This window comes from Streptomyces sp. NPDC089424 (assembly GCF_044749345.1).
In the GTDB taxonomy this organism is placed as follows: Bacteria; Actinomycetota; Actinomycetes; order Streptomycetales; family Streptomycetaceae; genus Streptomyces.
Genome location: NZ_JBIVHU010000010.1, coordinates 308,402 through 325,124 on the forward strand (window position 1 = coordinate 308,402; position 16,723 = coordinate 325,124).

15 protein-coding genes and 1 tRNA gene are annotated in these 16,723 nt (G+C 71.8%); 7 read left to right on the forward strand and 9 right to left on the reverse strand.

Annotated elements, in window-relative coordinates:
- Positions 1-12 precede the first annotated feature (12 nt).
- Positions 13-1,419 carry an FAD-binding oxidoreductase gene (locus ACIP2X_RS34300; protein ID WP_401681028.1) on the reverse strand — a complete coding sequence of 469 codons (1,407 nt, stop codon included), beginning with the start codon at positions 1,417-1,419 and terminating at the stop codon, positions 13-15.
- A 92-nt stretch (positions 1,420-1,511) separates the two neighbouring features.
- On the opposite strand from ACIP2X_RS34300, the gene ACIP2X_RS34305 reads away from it, so the two are divergent.
- Positions 1,512-2,975, forward strand: a complete 1,464-nt coding sequence (locus ACIP2X_RS34305; RefSeq protein WP_401681030.1) for a tetratricopeptide repeat protein — start codon at positions 1,512-1,514, stop codon at positions 2,973-2,975.
- 10 nt (positions 2,976-2,985) lie between these two features.
- On the opposite strand, the gene hppD is transcribed toward ACIP2X_RS34305, so the two are convergent.
- A complete protein-coding gene (gene hppD, locus ACIP2X_RS34310) occupies positions 2,986-4,131 on the reverse strand; it encodes a 4-hydroxyphenylpyruvate dioxygenase (RefSeq protein ID WP_401681033.1) in 1,146 nt (381 codons plus the stop codon).
- Positions 4,132-4,255: 124 nt separating this feature from the next.
- Between hppD and ACIP2X_RS34315 the strand changes: the two genes are divergently transcribed.
- The 5 genes from ACIP2X_RS34315 to ACIP2X_RS34335 are packed head-to-tail and all read left to right on the forward strand — an operon-like array spanning position 4,256 to position 8,476.
- On the forward strand, positions 4,256-4,726 hold the full coding sequence (locus ACIP2X_RS34315; protein WP_401681036.1) for an Lrp/AsnC family transcriptional regulator: 471 nt from the start codon (positions 4,256-4,258) through the stop codon (positions 4,724-4,726).
- 58 nt (positions 4,727-4,784) lie between these two features.
- The gene (locus ACIP2X_RS34320) at positions 4,785-5,432 is read left to right on the forward strand and encodes an ABC transporter permease (RefSeq protein ID WP_401681039.1); all 648 of its coding nucleotides are present in this window, start codon (positions 4,785-4,787) and stop codon (positions 5,430-5,432) included.
- On the forward strand, positions 5,425-6,663 hold the full coding sequence (locus ACIP2X_RS34325) for a betaine/proline/choline family ABC transporter ATP-binding protein (protein WP_401681042.1): 1,239 nt from the start codon (positions 5,425-5,427) through the stop codon (positions 6,661-6,663). Before ACIP2X_RS34320 ends, ACIP2X_RS34325 begins: the two co-directional genes overlap by 8 nt.
- The gene (locus ACIP2X_RS34330; RefSeq protein ID WP_401681045.1) at positions 6,660-7,520 is read left to right on the forward strand and encodes an ABC transporter permease; all 861 of its coding nucleotides are present in this window, start codon (positions 6,660-6,662) and stop codon (positions 7,518-7,520) included. The genes ACIP2X_RS34325 and ACIP2X_RS34330 overlap by 4 nt, the downstream gene beginning before the upstream one ends.
- Positions 7,517-8,476, forward strand: coding sequence for a glycine betaine ABC transporter substrate-binding protein (locus ACIP2X_RS34335; RefSeq protein WP_401681048.1), 960 nt, complete (start codon positions 7,517-7,519; stop codon positions 8,474-8,476). The genes ACIP2X_RS34330 and ACIP2X_RS34335 overlap by 4 nt, the downstream gene beginning before the upstream one ends.
- Positions 8,477-8,500: 24 nt before the next feature.
- Here ACIP2X_RS34335 and ACIP2X_RS34340 read toward each other — a convergent pair whose 3' ends face one another.
- From ACIP2X_RS34340 to ACIP2X_RS34365, 6 genes are all read right to left on the reverse strand, one after another.
- Complete coding sequence (locus tag ACIP2X_RS34340) at positions 8,501-9,292, reverse strand: S16 family serine protease (RefSeq protein WP_401681051.1); 792 nt, start codon at positions 9,290-9,292, stop codon at positions 8,501-8,503.
- Between the two features lie 76 nt (positions 9,293-9,368).
- On the reverse strand, positions 9,369-10,010 hold the full coding sequence (locus tag ACIP2X_RS34345; RefSeq protein WP_401681054.1) for an IclR family transcriptional regulator: 642 nt from the start codon (positions 10,008-10,010) through the stop codon (positions 9,369-9,371).
- A gap of 417 nt (positions 10,011-10,427) precedes the next feature.
- A complete protein-coding gene (locus ACIP2X_RS34350) occupies positions 10,428-12,218 on the reverse strand; it encodes a DEAD/DEAH box helicase (RefSeq protein ID WP_401681057.1) in 1,791 nt (596 codons plus the stop codon).
- Between the two features lie 177 nt (positions 12,219-12,395).
- On the reverse strand, positions 12,396-12,770 hold the full coding sequence (locus tag ACIP2X_RS34355; RefSeq protein WP_401681059.1) for a type II toxin-antitoxin system death-on-curing family toxin: 375 nt from the start codon (positions 12,768-12,770) through the stop codon (positions 12,396-12,398).
- A complete protein-coding gene (locus tag ACIP2X_RS34360) occupies positions 12,767-12,967 on the reverse strand; it encodes a hypothetical protein (RefSeq protein ID WP_401681062.1) in 201 nt (66 codons plus the stop codon). Before ACIP2X_RS34360 ends, ACIP2X_RS34355 begins: the two co-directional genes overlap by 4 nt.
- Before the next feature lie 48 nt (positions 12,968-13,015).
- Entirely contained in the window at positions 13,016-14,467 is a 1,452-nt protein-coding gene (locus ACIP2X_RS34365) for an MFS transporter (protein WP_401681065.1), read from the reverse strand.
- 250 nt (positions 14,468-14,717) lie between these two features.
- Here ACIP2X_RS34365 and ACIP2X_RS34370 point away from each other — a divergent pair.
- Positions 14,718-14,792 (forward strand) — tRNA-Cys (locus tag ACIP2X_RS34370).
- A 24-nt stretch (positions 14,793-14,816) separates the two neighbouring features.
- On the opposite strand, the gene ACIP2X_RS34375 is transcribed toward ACIP2X_RS34370, so the two are convergent.
- The gene (locus tag ACIP2X_RS34375) at positions 14,817-15,995 is read right to left on the reverse strand and encodes an SUKH-4 family immunity protein (RefSeq protein ID WP_401681068.1); all 1,179 of its coding nucleotides are present in this window, start codon (positions 15,993-15,995) and stop codon (positions 14,817-14,819) included.
- Positions 15,996-16,723 lie beyond the last annotated feature (728 nt).

Genomic DNA, 16,723 nt, shown 5'->3' on the forward strand with positions numbered 1-16,723 from the left:
GCCGGTACGGCCTCAGAACAGCTTGCCGGGATTGAGAATCCCCAGCGGGTCGAACACCTGCTTGACCGCCCGTTGCATCTCCACCCCGACGGGGCCGATCTCGCGCGCCAGCCACTCCTTCTTCAGCACGCCCACGCCGTGTTCGCCGGTGATCGTGCCGCCGAGCTCCAGGCCGAGGGCCATGATCTCGTCGAAGGACTCACGCGCGCGGGCGCACTCGTCGGGGTCCTGGGCGTCGAAGCACACGGTGGGGTGCGTGTTGCCGTCGCCCGCGTGGGCGACCACCCCGATGGTGAGCCGGTACTTCTCGGCGATGCGCTCGACGCCTTCGATCAGGTCGCCGAGCCGGGAGCGGGGCACGCACACGTCGTCGATCATCGTGGTGCCCCGGACGGCCTCCAGCGCGGTGAGCGACAGCCGCCGCGCCTGCAGGAGCAGTTCGGACTCGGCCAGGTCGTCCGCGGGGACGACCTGGGTGGCGCCGGCGGCCTCGCACAGCGCCCCGAGCGCGGCGAGGTCGGCGGCCGGGTCCGGGGTGTCGAAGGCCGCGAGCAGCAGCGCCTCGGTGGTCTCCGGCAGCCCCATGGACGCCATGTCGTTGACGGCCTTGACCGTCGTACGGTCCATCAGTTCGAGGAGCGAGGGCACGTGCCCGCCGGCCATGATCGCGCACACGGCGTCGCAGGCGGCCGCCGCCGAGGCGAACTCGGCGGCCAGCACCAACTGCGGCGGCGGCTTGGGCCGCAGGCCGAGGACGGCCCGCACGACGATGCCGAGCGAGCCCTCGGAGCCCACGAACAGACGGGTGAGGTCGTAACCGGCGACGCCCTTGGCGGTACGGCGGCCGGTGGACAGCAGACGGCCGTCGGCGAGGACGACGTCCAAGCCGAGGACGTACTCGGCGGTCACCCCGTACTTCACGCAGCACAGGCCGCCCGAGGCGGTGCCGATGTTGCCGCCGATGGTGCACATCTCCCAGCTGGAGGGGTCCGGCGGGTAATAGAGGCCGTGTTCGCCGACGGCGCGGGAGAGGGCGGCGTTGACGACACCGGGCTCGACCACGGCGATGCGGTCGACCGGGCTGATCTCCAGGATCCGGTCCATCTTCGTGAGCGACATTACGACGCAGCCCTCGGTGGCGTTGGCCCCGCCGGACAGGCCGGTGCGGGCGCCCTGCGGGACCACGGGGACGCGCAGCTCGGAGGCGACGCGCATGACGTGCTGGACCTGCTCGACGGTGCGGGGCAGCACGACCACGGCCGGGGTGCCGGCCGGGCAGAAGCTCGCCATGTCGTTGGCGTAGGAGACGGTGATGTCGGGGTCGGTCAGGACGGCCTCGGCCGGCAGGCCCGCGAGCAGCCGGTCCGTGAGGTTGCCCTGCGCTTCGTCGGGAGGGGCTTGGATACGGCTCATGATCACAGCGTGTCACCCGGGGCCATCGGTGTGAACCCCGCCAGCGGCACCGACTGCGTGCCGGGACCCGGTCGTCGTACTGGCGCACAGTGTGCGCCATGAAGACCGGTGTGAAGACCGCCGTCAGGACCGGCACGGAGACCGGGACGGGTCCCCCGCGCGGCGGGGGCCGGGGTACCGGCCGGCGGCGTACCCGGCTGGTCGTGGGCCTGCTGCTCGGCCTGCTCGTGGGCGCCCTCGCCGTGGGCGGGCTGCTGTGGCTGGAACGCCCGCGGCCGCGGCCCGTCCCGCCCCCCGAGCCGGGCCCGGCCGAACTGGCGCTGGCCGCGGTCGGTGCCGGGGTGCCGCCCGCCCTGCGCGATCTGGCCGTGCTGATCGGCGAACGCGAGCGGCACCTGCGGACGCATCCCCGCGACGCGCGCGCGTGGGCGGTGCTCGGCACGGCGTACGTGGAGCAGGGGCGGCGGACCGCCGAAACCGCCTCCTACCCGGCCGCCGAGAAGGCGCTGCGCACCTCGCTGAAGGTACGGCCGGGCAACGCCGTGGCGCTGGAGGGCATGACGGCGCTGGCGAACGCGCGCCGGGACTTCCGGGCCGCCCGGACCTGGGGCGAGGCCGCGCTGAAGGCGGACGGCCGGCGCTGGACGGCGCTCCCGCCGCTGATCGAGGCGTACACCGGCGTCGGCGACTACAAGGCCGCCCGCAGCACCCTCGAACGGCTCCAGAAACTGAACTCCGGCAGGGTCGTCATGGCCACGTCGGCCGCCGTGTACTGGGACCGGGGCTGGCGGGAGGACGCGGTGGCGACCCTGTCCGACGCGGCGGCGGGCGCCCAGGCGCCGGCCGAGCGGGGGGCCTGGCTGGAGCGGGCCGGGCAGCTCGCCTGGGAGCGCGGGGAGCGGGAGGTCGCCCTGCGGCACTTCGAGGAGGCGGGGCGCGTCGACCCCGACCGGCGGACCGCGAAGGCGGGGCAGGCGCGCGCGCTGGCGGCGCTGGGGCGGACGACGGAGGCGCTGAGCGCCTACCGGCTGGCGCTCGCCGAGCGGCCGTCGCCGCAGTACGCGCTGGAGCTGGGCGAGCTGTACGAGTCGATGGGACTGGAGCAGGCCGCCCGCCCGCAGTACGACCTGCTGCAGGACCAGGTCCGCGCCGCCGCCGCCGGCGGGGTGGACGAGGATCTGGTGCTGGGCCGTTTCGAGGCGGACCACGGCGATCCCGAGGAGGCCGTGCAGATCCTGCGGGCCGAGTGGCGCAAGCAGCCCGGGATCGCCGTGGCCGACGCCCTCGGATGGGCGCTGCACCGCACCGGGGAGAACGAGGAGGCGCTGGAGTACGCGCTGCGGGCGACCGACAAGGAGCACGGGGGCGGCGTGCGCAGCGCGCTGTACGCCTACCACCGGGGGATGATCGAGAACAGTCTCGGCCTCGCCGGGCCCGCGCGGCGGCACCTGGAGGAGGCGCTGCGGATCAACCCGTACTTCTCACCGCTGTTCGCGCCGCTGGCGCGGGAGAAGCTGAAGGCGCTGGGCGAGCCGCCGGAGGTGCCGGTTCCGGCGGCCTGACCCGCGTCCGTCAGAGGTTGCCGCGCTTTTCCTGCTCGCGCTCGATGGCCTCGAACAGGGCCTTGAAGTTGCCCTTGCCGAAGCCCATCGAGCCGTGCCGCTCGATGATCTCGAAGAAGACGGTCGGACGGTCCTGGACCGGCTTGGTGAAGATCTGCAGCAGATAGCCGTCCTCGTCGCGGTCGGCGAGGATCTTCAGCTCGCGCAGGGTGTCGATCGGCACCCGGGTCTCACCGACCCACTCCCCCAGCGTGTCGTAGTACGAGTCGGGGGTGTCCAGGAACCGCACTCCGGCCGCGCGCATCGTGCGGACCGTCTGCACGATGTCGTTGGTGTTCAGCGCGATGTGCTGGACGCCGGCGCCGCCGTAGAACTCCAGGTACTCGTCGATCTGGGACTTCTTCTTGGCGAGGGCGGGCTCGTTGATCGGGAACTTGACCTTGAGCGTGCCGTCGGCGACCACCTTGGACATCAGCGCGCTGTACTCGGTCGCGATGTCGTCGCCCACGAACTCCTTCATGTTCGTGAAGCCCATGACCTTGTTGTAGAAGCCGACCCACTCGTTCATCCGGCCGAGCTCGACGTTGCCCACGCAGTGGTCGATCGCCTGGAACGTGCGCTGGGCCGGCGGCTCGACGATCGGCTCGGCGGCGACGTAGCCGGGCAGGTACGGGCCGTCGTAGCCGGTCCGCTCGACCAGGGTGTGCCGGGTCTCGCCGTACGTGGCGATCGCGGCGAGGACCACCGTGCCGTGCTCGTCCTTGAGCTCGTACGGCTCGGCGACCGGGCGGGCGCCCTGCTCCACGGCGTAGGCGAACGCGGCCCGCGCGTCCGGCACCTCGATCGCGAGGTCGACGACACCGTCGCCGTGCGCCGCCACGTGCTCGGTGAGGAAGTGGCCCCAGGTGGTGGAGGGCTTGATCACCGAGGTGAACACGAACCGGGCGGAGCCGTTCTCCAGCACGTACGAGGCGGTCTCGCGGCTGCCGTTCTCCGGTCCGGAGTAGGCGACCAGCTTCATGCCGAACGCGGTGGAGTAGTAGTGCGCGGCCTGCTTGGCGTTGCCCACGGCGAACACGACCGCGTCCATTCCCTTGACCGGGAAGGGGTCGGCCTGCCGTGCGGTGTCCGGGGTGTGGTCTGTGGTCTGCGTCATGGCCGCAGCGTCTCCCCGACAACGCAAGGTGCGCAATAGTTGGCGTCTTCACTGGGCAAAGTGACCAGTGGATTCCCCGATTCGGCGGACGCTCTGTACAGGATGACCACTTAGGGAGGCAGCGATGACGATCGACGGGCTGGACGGGCGGATCATCGTGCTGCTCGCACGGGAGCCGCGGATCGGCGTGCTGGAGATGTCCCGCCGGCTCGGGGTGGCGCGGGGCACCGTGCAGGCCCGGCTGGACCGGCTTCAGTCGAATGGCGTCATCCGCGGGTTCGGCCCCCAGGTGGACCCGGCGGCCCTCGGCTATCCGGTCACCGCCTTCGCCACGCTCCAGATCAGGCAGGGGCAAGGGCCCGACGTCCGGGCGCACTTGGCGACCGTGCCGGAGGTGCTGGAGCTGCACACGACGACCGGCAGCGGGGACATGCTGTGCCGGCTGGTGGCCCGCTCCAACGCCGATCTTCAGCGTGTGATCGACCGGGTCGTCGGTTTTGATGGCATCGTGCGGGCCGCCACGGCGATCGTGATGGAGAACCCCGTTCCGCTGCGGATCATCCCGCTCGTGGAGCAGGCGGCGCTTCATGAGTGAACCGACGATCACCGGGAAGGCGACGGTCGGACATGACCTAGCAGCGGGGTGATGGTGTGTGAACTTCTGGGAGTATCTCGGCAACCGCCATCAACAGATCCTCACCGACGCCTACCAGCACGCCAGCGTCGTCTTCCAGTGCATGGTCGTGGCGACCGCGATCGGCGTGCTGATCGGCGTGGCCACCTACCGCTCCGAGTGGGCCGGAAACCTCGCGACCCTCGCCACCTCGACCATCCTCACCATTCCGTCGCTGGCCATGATCGGTCTGCTGATCCCCCTGGTGGGACTCGGTGTGCCGCCCACCGTGATCGCCCTGACGCTGTACGGACTGCTGCCGATCGTCCGCAACGCCATCGTGGGCCTGCGGGGCGTCGATCCCACCCTGGTCGACGCGGCCACCGGCATCGGGATGTCCCGGGCGAAGCGGCTGATGCGGATCGAGCTGCCCCTCGCCTGGCCGCCGATCCTGACCGGCATCCGGGTCTCCACCCAGATGCTGATGGGCATCGCGGCCATCGCCGCCTACGCCTCGGGCCCCGGTCTGGGCAACCTGATCTTCCGCGGTCTCGCCTCCCTGGGCAGCAAGAACGCGCTGAACCAGGTGCTCGCGGGCACCGTCGGCATCATCATCCTGGCCCTGCTGTTCGATGCCGCGTACGTGCTGATCGGGCGGCTGACCATTTCTAAGGGGATCCGTGCCTGAGTCCGAGTCCCACGGGGCGACCATCGAGCTGGAGAACCTCAGCAAGCGGTACGCCGGCAATCCACAACCCGCCGTCGACAACGTCAGCATGGAGATCAAGGCGGGCGAGACCGTCATCTTCGTCGGCCCGTCCGGGTGCGGCAAGTCGACCACCCTGAAGATGATCAACAGGTTGATCGAGCCGTCGGGCGGGCGCATCCGGATCGACGGTGAGGACGTGACCCACATCGATCCGGTCAAGCTGCGCCGCAAGGTCGGCTACGCGATCCAGTCGTCCGGCCTCTTCCCGCACATGACGGTCGCCCAGAACATCGCGTTGGTACCGCGGATGATCGGCTGGTCCAAGACGCGCATCCGTGACCGGGTGGAGGAGATGCTCGATCTCGTCGGTCTCGACCCCGCCGAGTTCCACGGCCGCTATCCGCGTCAGCTCTCCGGCGGGCAGCAGCAGCGCGTGGGCGTGGCACGGGCGCTGGCCGCCGATCCGCCGGTGCTGCTGATGGACGAGCCGTTCGGCGCGGTGGACCCGATCACGCGGGACCACCTCCAGGACGAGCTGATCCGCCTCCAGCGCGAGCTGCACAAGACGATCGTGTTCGTCACCCACGACTTCGACGAGGCGATCAAGCTCGGTGACCGCATCGCGGTGCTGCGCGAGCGGTCGCACATCGCGCAGTTCGACACCCCGGAGGCGATCCTCACCAACCCGGCGGACGACTTCGTCTCCGGCTTCGTGGGTGCCGGCGCGGCGCTGAAGCGGCTGAACCTCACCCGGGTCCGGGACGTGGAGATCACCGACTACCCGACGGTCACCGTGGACGACCCGCTCCAGAGCATCTTCAACCGGCTCCGCTCCAGCGGCACGAACGAGATCCTGCTGCTCGACAAGCGGGGCCGCCCCTACAAGTGGCTCCGCCGGGGCGACCTGATGCGGGCCAAGGGCTCGCTCGCCCGGGCCGGGACCCTGGTCCACGACACGGTGACCCGGGACGCGACCCTGCGGGACGCGTTGGAGGCCGTCCTCACGGACAACACCGGCCGGGTCGCGGTGACCGGGCGGCGCGGCGAGTACACCGGCGTGGTCGACATGGAGACGCTGATGAACTCGGTGCACGAACTGCTGGAGGCCGACCGGCTGGACGCCTTGGAGCACCAGCACGACCTGGAGGGGACACGGGCCGGGCAGACGCACGCGGAACAGGAAGGTCACGGAGGGGAGCCCAAGGCGTGACCACCTCTTCGGAACAGAACCGTCCGCCCGGCGAGCACGACGTCCGCGGGCATGTCTACCGGGACGAGGGCGAGGTGCCCGCCGACCAGGAGCCGCCTCCGCCGCCGGCCCGGACGGCGCCGCGCATCACCTGGCAGAAGCTGACGTTCCTGCCGGCCTTCGTGGTGGCCCTGCTGCTGGCGACCTGGCTGTGGTTCCGCCAGGCCGAGCTGGACACCATCTCCGAGAACGCGCTGTCCGGGGGCCAGGTGTCCGAGGCGCTGTGGCAGCACATCCAGCTGACCGCGATCTCCACCTTCTTCGTGCTGATCATCGCGATCCCGCTGGGCATCCTGCTCACCCGCAGGACCTTCCAGAAGGTCACCCCGGTGGCCATGACGTTCGCCAACATGGGCCAGGCGACCCCGGCGATCGGTCTGCTCGCCCTGCTGGTGATCTGGCTGGGCATCGGCCGCCGGGCCGCCCTGATCGGCATCATCGTCTACGCCATCCTGCCGGTGCTGTCGAACACCATCGCCGGCCTCAAGGCGAACGACCCCATGCTGCTGGAGGCGGCCCGGGGCATCGGCATGTCGCCGACGGGGGTGCTGAGCCGCGTCGAGCTGCCCCTCGCGGTCCCGCTGATCCTGGCGGGCGTCCGTACGGCGCTGGTGCTGAACGTCGGTACGGCGACGCTGGCCACCTTCGGCGGTGGAGGGGGGCTGGGTACGCTGATCACGACCGGTATCACCAGTCAGCGGATGCCCGTGCTGATCCTGGGATCCATCCTCACCGTCTCGCTGGCCCTGCTGGTGGACTGGCTGGCCTCACTCGCCGAAGTGACGCTGCGGCCCCGCGGACTGGAGGTGGGCCGATGAGGCGGCTGCTGTATCTCGCCACGGCACTGGTGCTGGCCTCCGGCTGCGGGCTGACCAGCGGCTCCCCCATGGTCGACGACGTGCGGCCCGGGTCGATCGGGCAGGGCGAGCCGCTGAAGGGCGCCGATCTGACGGTCACCTCGAAGGAGTTCACCGAGCAGCTGATCCTGGGCGCGATCATGGGGATCGCCTTCGAGGCGGCGGGCGCGGAGGTCCTCGACCGGACCGGCATCCAGGGGTCCGTGGGGTCGCGCGAGGCGGTCAAGAGCGGCGAGGCGGACGCCGGGTACGAGTACACGGGCACGGCCTGGATCACGTACCTGGGCAACAGCAAGCCGATCACCGATCCCCGGCAGCAATGGGAGGCGGTGCGCGAGGCGGACCGCGGGAACGGGGTGACCTGGCTGGAGCCGTCGGCCCTGAACAACACCTACGCCCTGGCGATGAACCAGGCCAACGCCAAGAAGTACGGCACGCGGACCCTCTCGGAGGTGGCCGCGCTCTCCAAGTCCGACCCCCCGGCCGTGACGCTGTGCGTGGAGGGCGAGTTCGCCAACCGCGCGGACGGCCTGCCGGGCATGGAGAAGGCGTACGGCATGGACATCCCGCCGTCCCGGGTCACGCAGATGGACACCGGGATCATCTACACCCAGACGGCGAAGGGCGGCTGCACCTACGGGGAGGTCTTCACCACCGACGGCCGCATCAAGTCCATGAACCTGGTGGTGATGGAGGACGACAAGAAGTTCTTCCCCAACTACAACGCCGCCCCCGTGATCAACACGAAGACCCTGGAGAAGTGGCCGGCGATCGCGGGGATCCTCGACCCGATCACGAAGAAACTGAACAACACGGTGGCCCAGACCCTCAACGCGAAGGTCGACGTCGACGGCGAGGACCCCCACCAGGTGGCCCTGGACTGGCTGGTACAGGAGGGCTTCGTACGAGAGGGCTGACCCGCCGGCGCGGCGGGGCGCGGGTCAGCAGCTCGGGAGTCGGCCCGTGCCCTTTTCCAAGGTGGTCAGGGACTGGACGGCGTCCTTCAGGGTCTTGACCGGGATCAGGCGCAGGCCCCCCGGGAGTTCCGACTTGGCGTCGGCGCACTCGGCGCTCGGGACGAGGAAGACGGTCGCGCCGTCGCGGTGGGCGGCCTGGGTCTTCAGGGCGACGCCGCCGACCGCGCCCACGGAGCCGTCGGCCTCGATGGTGCCCGTGCCGGCGATGTTGCGGCCGCCGGTGAGGTCGCCGCCGCTGCCGTCGCCCTCCAGCTTGTCGATGATGCCGAGGGAGAAGAGCAGGCCGGCGCTGGGGCCGCCGACGTCGGCGAGTTCCAGGTCGACCTCGATGTCCTTGTCCTGAAGGCCCAGGTAGGTGAGCGCGGCCTCGCTCGCCGCGTTCTGGGACTCCCGCATCTGGGCCTCGTTGTGCTGCTCGATCTCCTTGACGTTGTCGCCGCTCGGGTAGACCGCGTCACGGGGCATGACGGCCTTGTCGGTGCTCCACCAGCTGTCCAGCACGTCACCGAGCCACACGCGGGTGTCCGGGCTGGTCGCCTCGATGGTCGTCATCCGCAGCTGCCCGTCGGTCTCGCGGGTCGGCGCCCCGGAGATCGTGATCACCGGCGTGCCCTGGTCCTCCCCGAGCACGTTCGCCGTCATTCCCGGCTGCGCCACCACGAAGGGCAGCGGCGCCGTCGCGGCGGCGGCGATCAGACCGGCGACGGGCAGCGCGCAGACGGCGAGGGCCTTGGAACGCGTGAGACGAGAGAGCACGAGGTCAATCTAACGCGCGGGACTGTTCGAGGGGGCGGCCGGTAGGGCGGCCGGTAGCCGGGGCCGGGGGCCGGCGTCAGCGCAGGGCCTCCGCCACCTCTCTCGCCGCGTCCACCACTCTCGCGCCGACGCGTTCCGGGACCGCGTCCGCCAGCATGACCACGCCCACGCTGCCCTCGACCCCGGTCACGCCGACCAGGGGAGCGGCGGCTCCGCAGGCGCCTGCCTCCAGTTCGCCCTGGGTGAGGGTGTAGCCGGGGTCTTTGTGCGGGCGTTGGCGGGCGGCCAGGATCGCCTTGCCGGCGGCGCCCCGGTCCAGGGGGTGCCGAAAGCCCGCCCGGTAGGCCACGTGATAGTCCGTCCAGGTCGGCTCGACCACCGCGACGGCCAGCGCCTCCGCCCCGTCCACCAGCGTCAGATGCGCCGTCGCCCCGATGTCCTCGGCCAGCGACCGCAACGCCGGCAGCGCGGCCTCCCGTACCAGCGGATGCACCTGCCGTCCGAGCCCCAGCACGCCCAGTCCGACCCGGGCGCGCCCGCCGAGGTCGCGGCGTACCAGCGCGTGCTGCTCCAGCGTGGCGAGGAGGCGGTAGACGACGGTGCGGTTCACGCCCAGCTTGGTGGACAGTTCGGTGACGGTCAGCCCGTGGTCCGTGTCGGCCAGCAACTTGAGGACGCGCAGTCCCCGGTCGAGCGTCTGAGAGGTCTCCGCGGTCACGACGCCCACTCCTTAAGTGGTGAGGTCGGCAGCGCTCTCGCGGCGGATGCGTCACCGAGTCCCGTCAGCGACGCGCTACAGAGGCTGCCGATCGGCTGACGGCCCGGCCGGTGGTCCGGGCCCAGTCGCTTCACGGCTGCGCTCCGCGGCGGCGCTGCCACGGGGCGTGTGCGTAGCGGGACATTAGCGAGCCGGTTCGCTCAGCGGAAGTCTCCGTCCAGAATCCGGTCAGGGACCGGTATGGGGTATTCGGGTTTGCCCTGATACGTACGGCGCGCGTCGCCCGGGACGGGGCGCGCGGGAGCGACGCGAGCAACCACTGGCCGATCGGTCCTCGGCCGAACACGGAGCTGCCTCCCGGCCGGAGACGGCGCTGTCGTCGCCGCATCCGGCTCCCTGCCGGATGCGGCGCCGTCGTCACCGCATCCGCGTGGCCCACTCCTGCACCTTGGCGATCCGCTGCCGCAGCTGACCCGCCGTCGCCTCCGCGCTCGCCGGCCCGCCGCACACCCGGCGCAGCTCGGTGTGGACGACGCCGTGCGGCTTGCCGCTCTGGTGGACGTAGGCGCCCACCATGGTGTTGAGCTGCCGCCGCAGCTCCATCAGCTCCTTGTGGCTGACCACCGGCCGCCGCTCGGCGGGCATTTCGAGCAGGTCGGCCTCGGCGTCCGGCTTCTTGCGGCTGTGCGCGATCTGCCGCGCCTGCCGCTTCTGGAGCAGGAGTTGCACCTGGTCGGGTTCGAGCAGCCCCGGAATACCGAGGTAGTCCTGCTCCTCCTCGCTCCCCGGGTGGGCCTGCATCCCGAACTCGGCGCCGTTGTACATGACCCGGTCGAAGACGGCGTCGGATTCGAGGGCCTCGAAGGGGAGCATGTCCTGCTCGCCGGTGTCCTCGTCCTTCTGCTGCTCCGCCTCCGCGAGGAGCTTGTCCTCCTCGGCGTACGGGTCCTCCTCGCCGTCCTTCTTCGGCTTGTCGAGCACGTGGTCGCGCTCGCGCTCCATCTCGTTCGCGAAGGAGAGCAGGTCCGGCACGGTCGGCAGGAACACGGAGGCGGTCTCGCCGCGCCGCCGCGACCGTACGAAGCGGCCGACGGCCTGCGCGAAGAAGAGCGGCGTCGAGATGGTCGTCGCGTACACCCCCACCGCCAGCCGCGGCACGTCGACGCCCTCGGACACCATCCGCACCGCGACCATCCACCGCTCGTCGTTGTGGCTGAACTCGTCGATCCGGTCGGACGCGCCGGCGTCGTCGGACAGCACGAGGGTGGCCTTGTCACCGGTGATGTCCCTGATGAGCTTGGCGTACGCCCGTGCCGAGTCCTGGTCGGAGGCGATCACCAGGGCGCCGGCGTCCGGGATCGCCTTCCTCACCTCGGTCAGCCGCTGGTCGGCGGCGCGCAGCACGGACGGCATCCACTCGCCCCGCGGGTCGAGCGCGGTGCGCCAGGCCTGGCTGATCGCGTCCTTCGTCATCGGCTCGCCGAGCCGTGCCTCGATCTCGTCGCCGGCCTTGGTCCGCCAGCGCATGTTGCCGCTGTAGGAAAGGAAGATGACGGGCCGCACGACGTTGTCCGCGAGGGCGGAGCCGTATCCGTAGGTGTAGTCGGCGGCGGACCGCCGGATCCCGTCGGCCCCTTCCTCGTACGCCACGAAGGGGATGGGGTTGGTGTCGGACCGGAACGGCGTACCCGTCAGGGCCAGCCGCCGGGTCGCGGGCTCGAAGGCCTCCAGACAGGCCTCGCCCCAGGACTTGGAGTCGCCGGCGTGGTGGATCTCGTCGAGGATCACGAGGGTCTTGCGCTGCTCGACGCGGTTGCGGTGCAGCATGGGGCGCACGCCCACGCCCGCGTACGTCACCGCGACCCCGTGGTACTCCTTGCTGAGCGGGCCCGCGCTGTACTCGGGATCCAGCCTGATGCCTATCCGCGCGGCGGCCTCCGCCCACTGCTTCTTCAGATGCTCGGTGGGCGCGACCACGGTCACCTGCTGCACGACGTGGTGGTGCAGCAGCCAGGACGCCAGCGTCAGCGCGAAGGTCGTCTTGCCGGCGCCGGGCGTGGCGACCGCCAGGAAGTCACGCGGCTGCTCCTGGAGGTACTTCTCCATCGCGCCCTGCTGCCAGGCACGCAGCTTGCCGGCCGTGCCCCAGGGGGCGCGGCCGGGGAAGGCGGGTGAGAGGTGATGGGAGGACGAGGAGGAAGCAGACATGGGCGTGGGCCCGGAGGGCCCTCCGTTGAAGGTGGTGGCGGGCGACTGGCGGGCGGTAGTCACGGTCTCCGTGGGGGTAGAGCGGCCGGGCTGGGTACGACAACCGGGCCACCCTACCGGCGCCCCCCACCCGTCGAGCAGGGAACTCCCCCGCCTCCCCCACGGGTGGGACCGACGTCACAACCCCCTCAACCGTCCCGCGATCCGCCCCACGTCCCCCTCGGCTCCCGACGCCACGTCGACGACCAGGTCGTACGCCACGTCCTGGTCGCACGCCGCGAGATCCACCCCGTTGACCGCGAGGAACGTCGCCGCCGCGAGCCAGGCCGTGCGCTTGTTCCCGTCGACGAGGGGATGGTTGGTCGCGAGCGCGTGCAGCAGCGCGGCCGCCTGCTCGTACACGTCGTCGTAGGCCGCCGTGCCGAACATCCGGGCCCGCGGCCGGTGCACGGCCGAGGCCAGCAGTCCGGGATCCCGGGCCTCGGGCGCCCGCCCGCCGAAGGCGGTCTCGGCGAGTCCTGTCACGTCCGCGACGGTGAGGTGGCGCGTCATTGCCCGAGCCTGCGCAGCAGATCGGCATGGGCGGCGGCGAGCCGCTCGGCCGAGGCGCGCACCCTCGCGCCCTCGTCCCGCAGGTACGCGCGTACGGCGTCCCGCGCGACGTCCTCCGGCCGGCGTCCGCTCGCGTCCGCGAGGTCCTCGACGGCCTGCCGGAGCTCGGCGGTCAAGGGGAGAGTGAGTTCGTGCATGGCGTGAGGCTACGGGGTGCGGTCACCACGGGGCGATCGCTTTGCGGCTCACCGCTCGCGCAGCCGGGTCGTGACCCAGGCTCCCAGCAACGCCACCGCCGCCATCGGCAGGAACACCGCCGCGAACGCCGCCGGGTGGGAGGCCGTGCCCGTCGTCGCGGTGTGGGTGACCGCGCCGCCGCCCAGAGCTGCGAAGGCCGCGCCGCCCGCGGCCAGCAGGAGGATGTTGGAGAGGCCGTCGGAGATCTGGAGGGCGGCGGAGTTGCTGCCGGCCTGGTCGGGGGCGGACAGCTGGAGGAGCAGCACGCTGGTGGAGGAGATCACCAGGCCCATCCCGAGACAGCCGAAGGCCCAGGCGACGGCGACGATCCACACGGGGACGGAAGCGAGCAGCACGCTCGGGGCGGTGGTGATGGCGGCCGCGACCAGCAGCATGCCCAGCGTCATCAGGCGTTCGCGGTACGGCTCCAGGCGGGGCCGCGCCTGGAGCCACGAGCCCAGCGCCCAGGTCGCCCCGCCCGCCGCCAGCGAGAAACCGGCCAGCGTCGGGCTGAGACCCCGCTGGGTGACCAGCATCAGGGGCACGAAGGACTCCGCGGCGATGAACGCCCCCGCCGCGACGCCGCGCAGCAGCACGACCGAGGGCAGTCCGCGCGCCGCGCGGTAGGTGCCGCGCGGCAGCAGCCCCAGCACCGCCGGCACCAGCAGCGCGACACCCGCCAGCCCGGGCAGCACGGACAGGGGGCGCAGGTCCTGGGCCGCGTACTGGAGCAGACCCGCGCCGAAGGAGATGCCGAGCGCGAGGCGGATCCGGCGGCGGTCGAACGAACCCGGCCGCCGCCCGGCCCCGTCCTTCACCCCGCCCGCGGCGCGCAGCCGGATCTGCGGCAGGGCGAGCGCCAGCGGGAGCAGCACCAGCACCGGTATCCCGAGGAACACCCAGCGCCAGCCGAGCTGTTCGGTCACCGCGCCCGCCGCCAGCGGCCCGACCACCGACGGCACCACCCAGCTCGCCGCGAACGCCGCCATGATCGCCGGCCGCAGCCGCTCCGGGTAGGCCCGCCCGACCACCACGTACAGCGCCACGATCACCATCCCGCCGCCGAGCCCCTGCACCGCCCGGCCGAGGATGAACAGCCACATCGCCCCCGCCGTCCCGGACAGCAGCAGCCCCGCGGCGAAGGTGCCGATCCCGGTGGTCAGCGCGCCCAGCGGGCCCCGCCGGTCCGACCACTGCCCCGCGAGCACCATCGCGAACAGGCTCGTCGTGAAGTACCCCGAGAAGGCGAACGCGTACAGCGAGACGCCGTCCAGCTCCCGCGCCGCCACCGGCATCGCCGTGCCCACGGCCGTCGCCTCGAAGGCGATCAGCAGCACGACCGAGACGATGCCCACGCTCAGCGCCCGGTACGACCGGCCGAGCACACCCTCGCCGTCGGGTCGCGGCGTGACGAGCGGGGCGTCTGCGACCTCGGTGTCGCGGGGGTTCAGGGCAGCCATGTACGTCAGCGTAAGGGGCACAACCGGATGTGGCCCCTGTCGGGAGTCGGTGATGACCTCGGTCCTTGGTCGTAGACCCGGGACCTCGGTCCTTGGTCGTAGACCCGGCCGTTCGTGGTCGTGGACCGGGCCGTTCGTGGTCGTGGACCGGGCCGTTCGTGAACGGCGTATGGCAGTCCCGTTGCGGCCCCCGGCCTTTCCTTGAGGCCGCGCCGCCCCGCCCCTACGGTCGAAGCACGTCACCGCACACGGCCGTGTGCCCGAGTGGTTCAGGGGCTCGCCTGCAAAGCGAGTTACGTGGGTTCGAATCCCGCCACGGCCTCCACTTCGCGCGAGGCGTCGGCGGCGGTCACAGGACGCCGCCGGCCTCGTCCTGGAACAGTTCCGTCCAGTAGTGCCAGCCGGAGCGGTCGACCGAGCCCGTCGGGTCGATCCTGCGCAGGACGTCGATCATCGTCGCCGCCAGCTGGTCGTAGGCGTCAGTCGTCAGCTCGTGGTCCGCCGCGGCGTCGATCGCCTTCTCCCGGTGCAACAGCCACAGGGTGAAGGCCAGCGTCGAGACGTCCGTGTTGAGGGGGTACAGCCTCGCCTCGGGCTCGCTCCAGTTCAGGACCTCGCCCGTGGCGCCGTCGACGACCAGGCTGTTGTCCTCGATGAGGTGGCCGAGGCGTATCAGGTGGTCCGCGCGGGCCGGGAGGCGATCGGTGGGGAAGTCGCCCGGGCGCTCGTCGGTGTAGTACTCGACGAGGGTCGGCAGCGGGACGTCCGTGTCGAGGCGGAAGAGGAAGCCGTCCTCGGGCAGGCCCGTCTCGCGCAGGAAGCGGCGGGTCGGCCCGTGGGTGAGGGGCGCGGGGAAGTCGACCTCCTCGAAGCGGGCGATCCGGCCGGGGCCGAACTCCTGGTCCAGCAGGCGCGGCGGCAGATCCAGGGTGAGTCCGGACTCCGTGCCCGGCCCCGCCATCAGGGCGAGCGGGCGGATCAGCGCCGCCATCCGCCAGTACGGCGGCATCTCGCCCTCCGGGCCGGCGCCCTCCTCGAACACCGCGAGCAGCTGCCGCGTCGCCTCCGCCACGGCCTTGGGTCCGGAGCGGCCGGCGTACGAGGCGAACTGGCCGCGCACCTCGGCCAGTTCCTCCGTCGCCGCGGCGAACCGCACCAGCGTGCGCAGCGAGGGTGCCAGCGGACGGCTGTCCATCAGGTCGGGGCGGTCGTGGAAGAAGTACGCCGTCGAGACCTCGCCGGTCGCGCCGTCGAGCAGCACCGACTCCGACTCCAGGCCGTCGGGGGCCAGGAGCCCGCCTATCACCAGCTGCTCGCGCAGCCGGGCCATCAGGCGGTCGGGGTCGCCCGTCGAGTCGGCGACCGTCCGCAGCCCGTCCCTGCGCAGGGCGTCGAACGTCAACAGGCCGCTGTCCGCGGGCAGTCCGGGGCCCGTCAGCCAGCGGCGCGTCGGCGCATGGGTGACGTGTGGGTCGAGTTGATCCTCGGTCAGGGTGATCACCGCGGCGGCGGCTTCGATCGTGCTCATGGTTCCCCCGTGCGTGGTTGTCCACGGGGTACGCCCGCCGTCCGTGCCACGAGCGGCCGTCCCCACTGCCCAGAACACTACGCGCCACCACTGACAATCGCCCCGACCTGCACAAACCCCGAGCGAACGGCACCTGGCGAACGACGCCCGCGAGGGGCTCACCCCCGGGAGCTGCAGGAGGCCGCCGGTCTCACGCGTCCACGGAAGGAGCCGCCGGTCCCGCCCACACGGAGGGAGGCGCGAGGCCCGCCGGAAGGGGGCGCCTCAACGATCGGCCCCGGGCAGCCCGGATGTCATCCGCGCGCCAGACCTCCTCGGCGCGCTCGACGACCTCCGAGTCCCGGACGTCATCCGCGCCCCAACACCTCCGAGCCGCGGACGTCATCCGCGCACCCCGACTGCAGCCGCGCCTCGGACCTCGTCGGCCCGCTCGACAGCCTCCGAACCCAAGACATCGTCCGCGCACCCGACGGCCTCCGAGCCCCAGACGCAACCGGCGTGCCCGGCAGTCCCCGCCCCAGCACGCCTCTCTCGCCCCCGGACGTCATCCGCACCCGACAGCAGCCGGGCCCCGGACCTCCCCGGCGCACCCGACAGCCTCCGAACCCAAGACATCGTCCGCGCACCCGACAGCCTCCGAGCCCCAGACGCAACCGGCGTGCCCGGCAGTCCCCGCCCCAGCACGCCTCTCTCGCCCCCGGACGTCATCCGCACCCGACAGCAGCCGG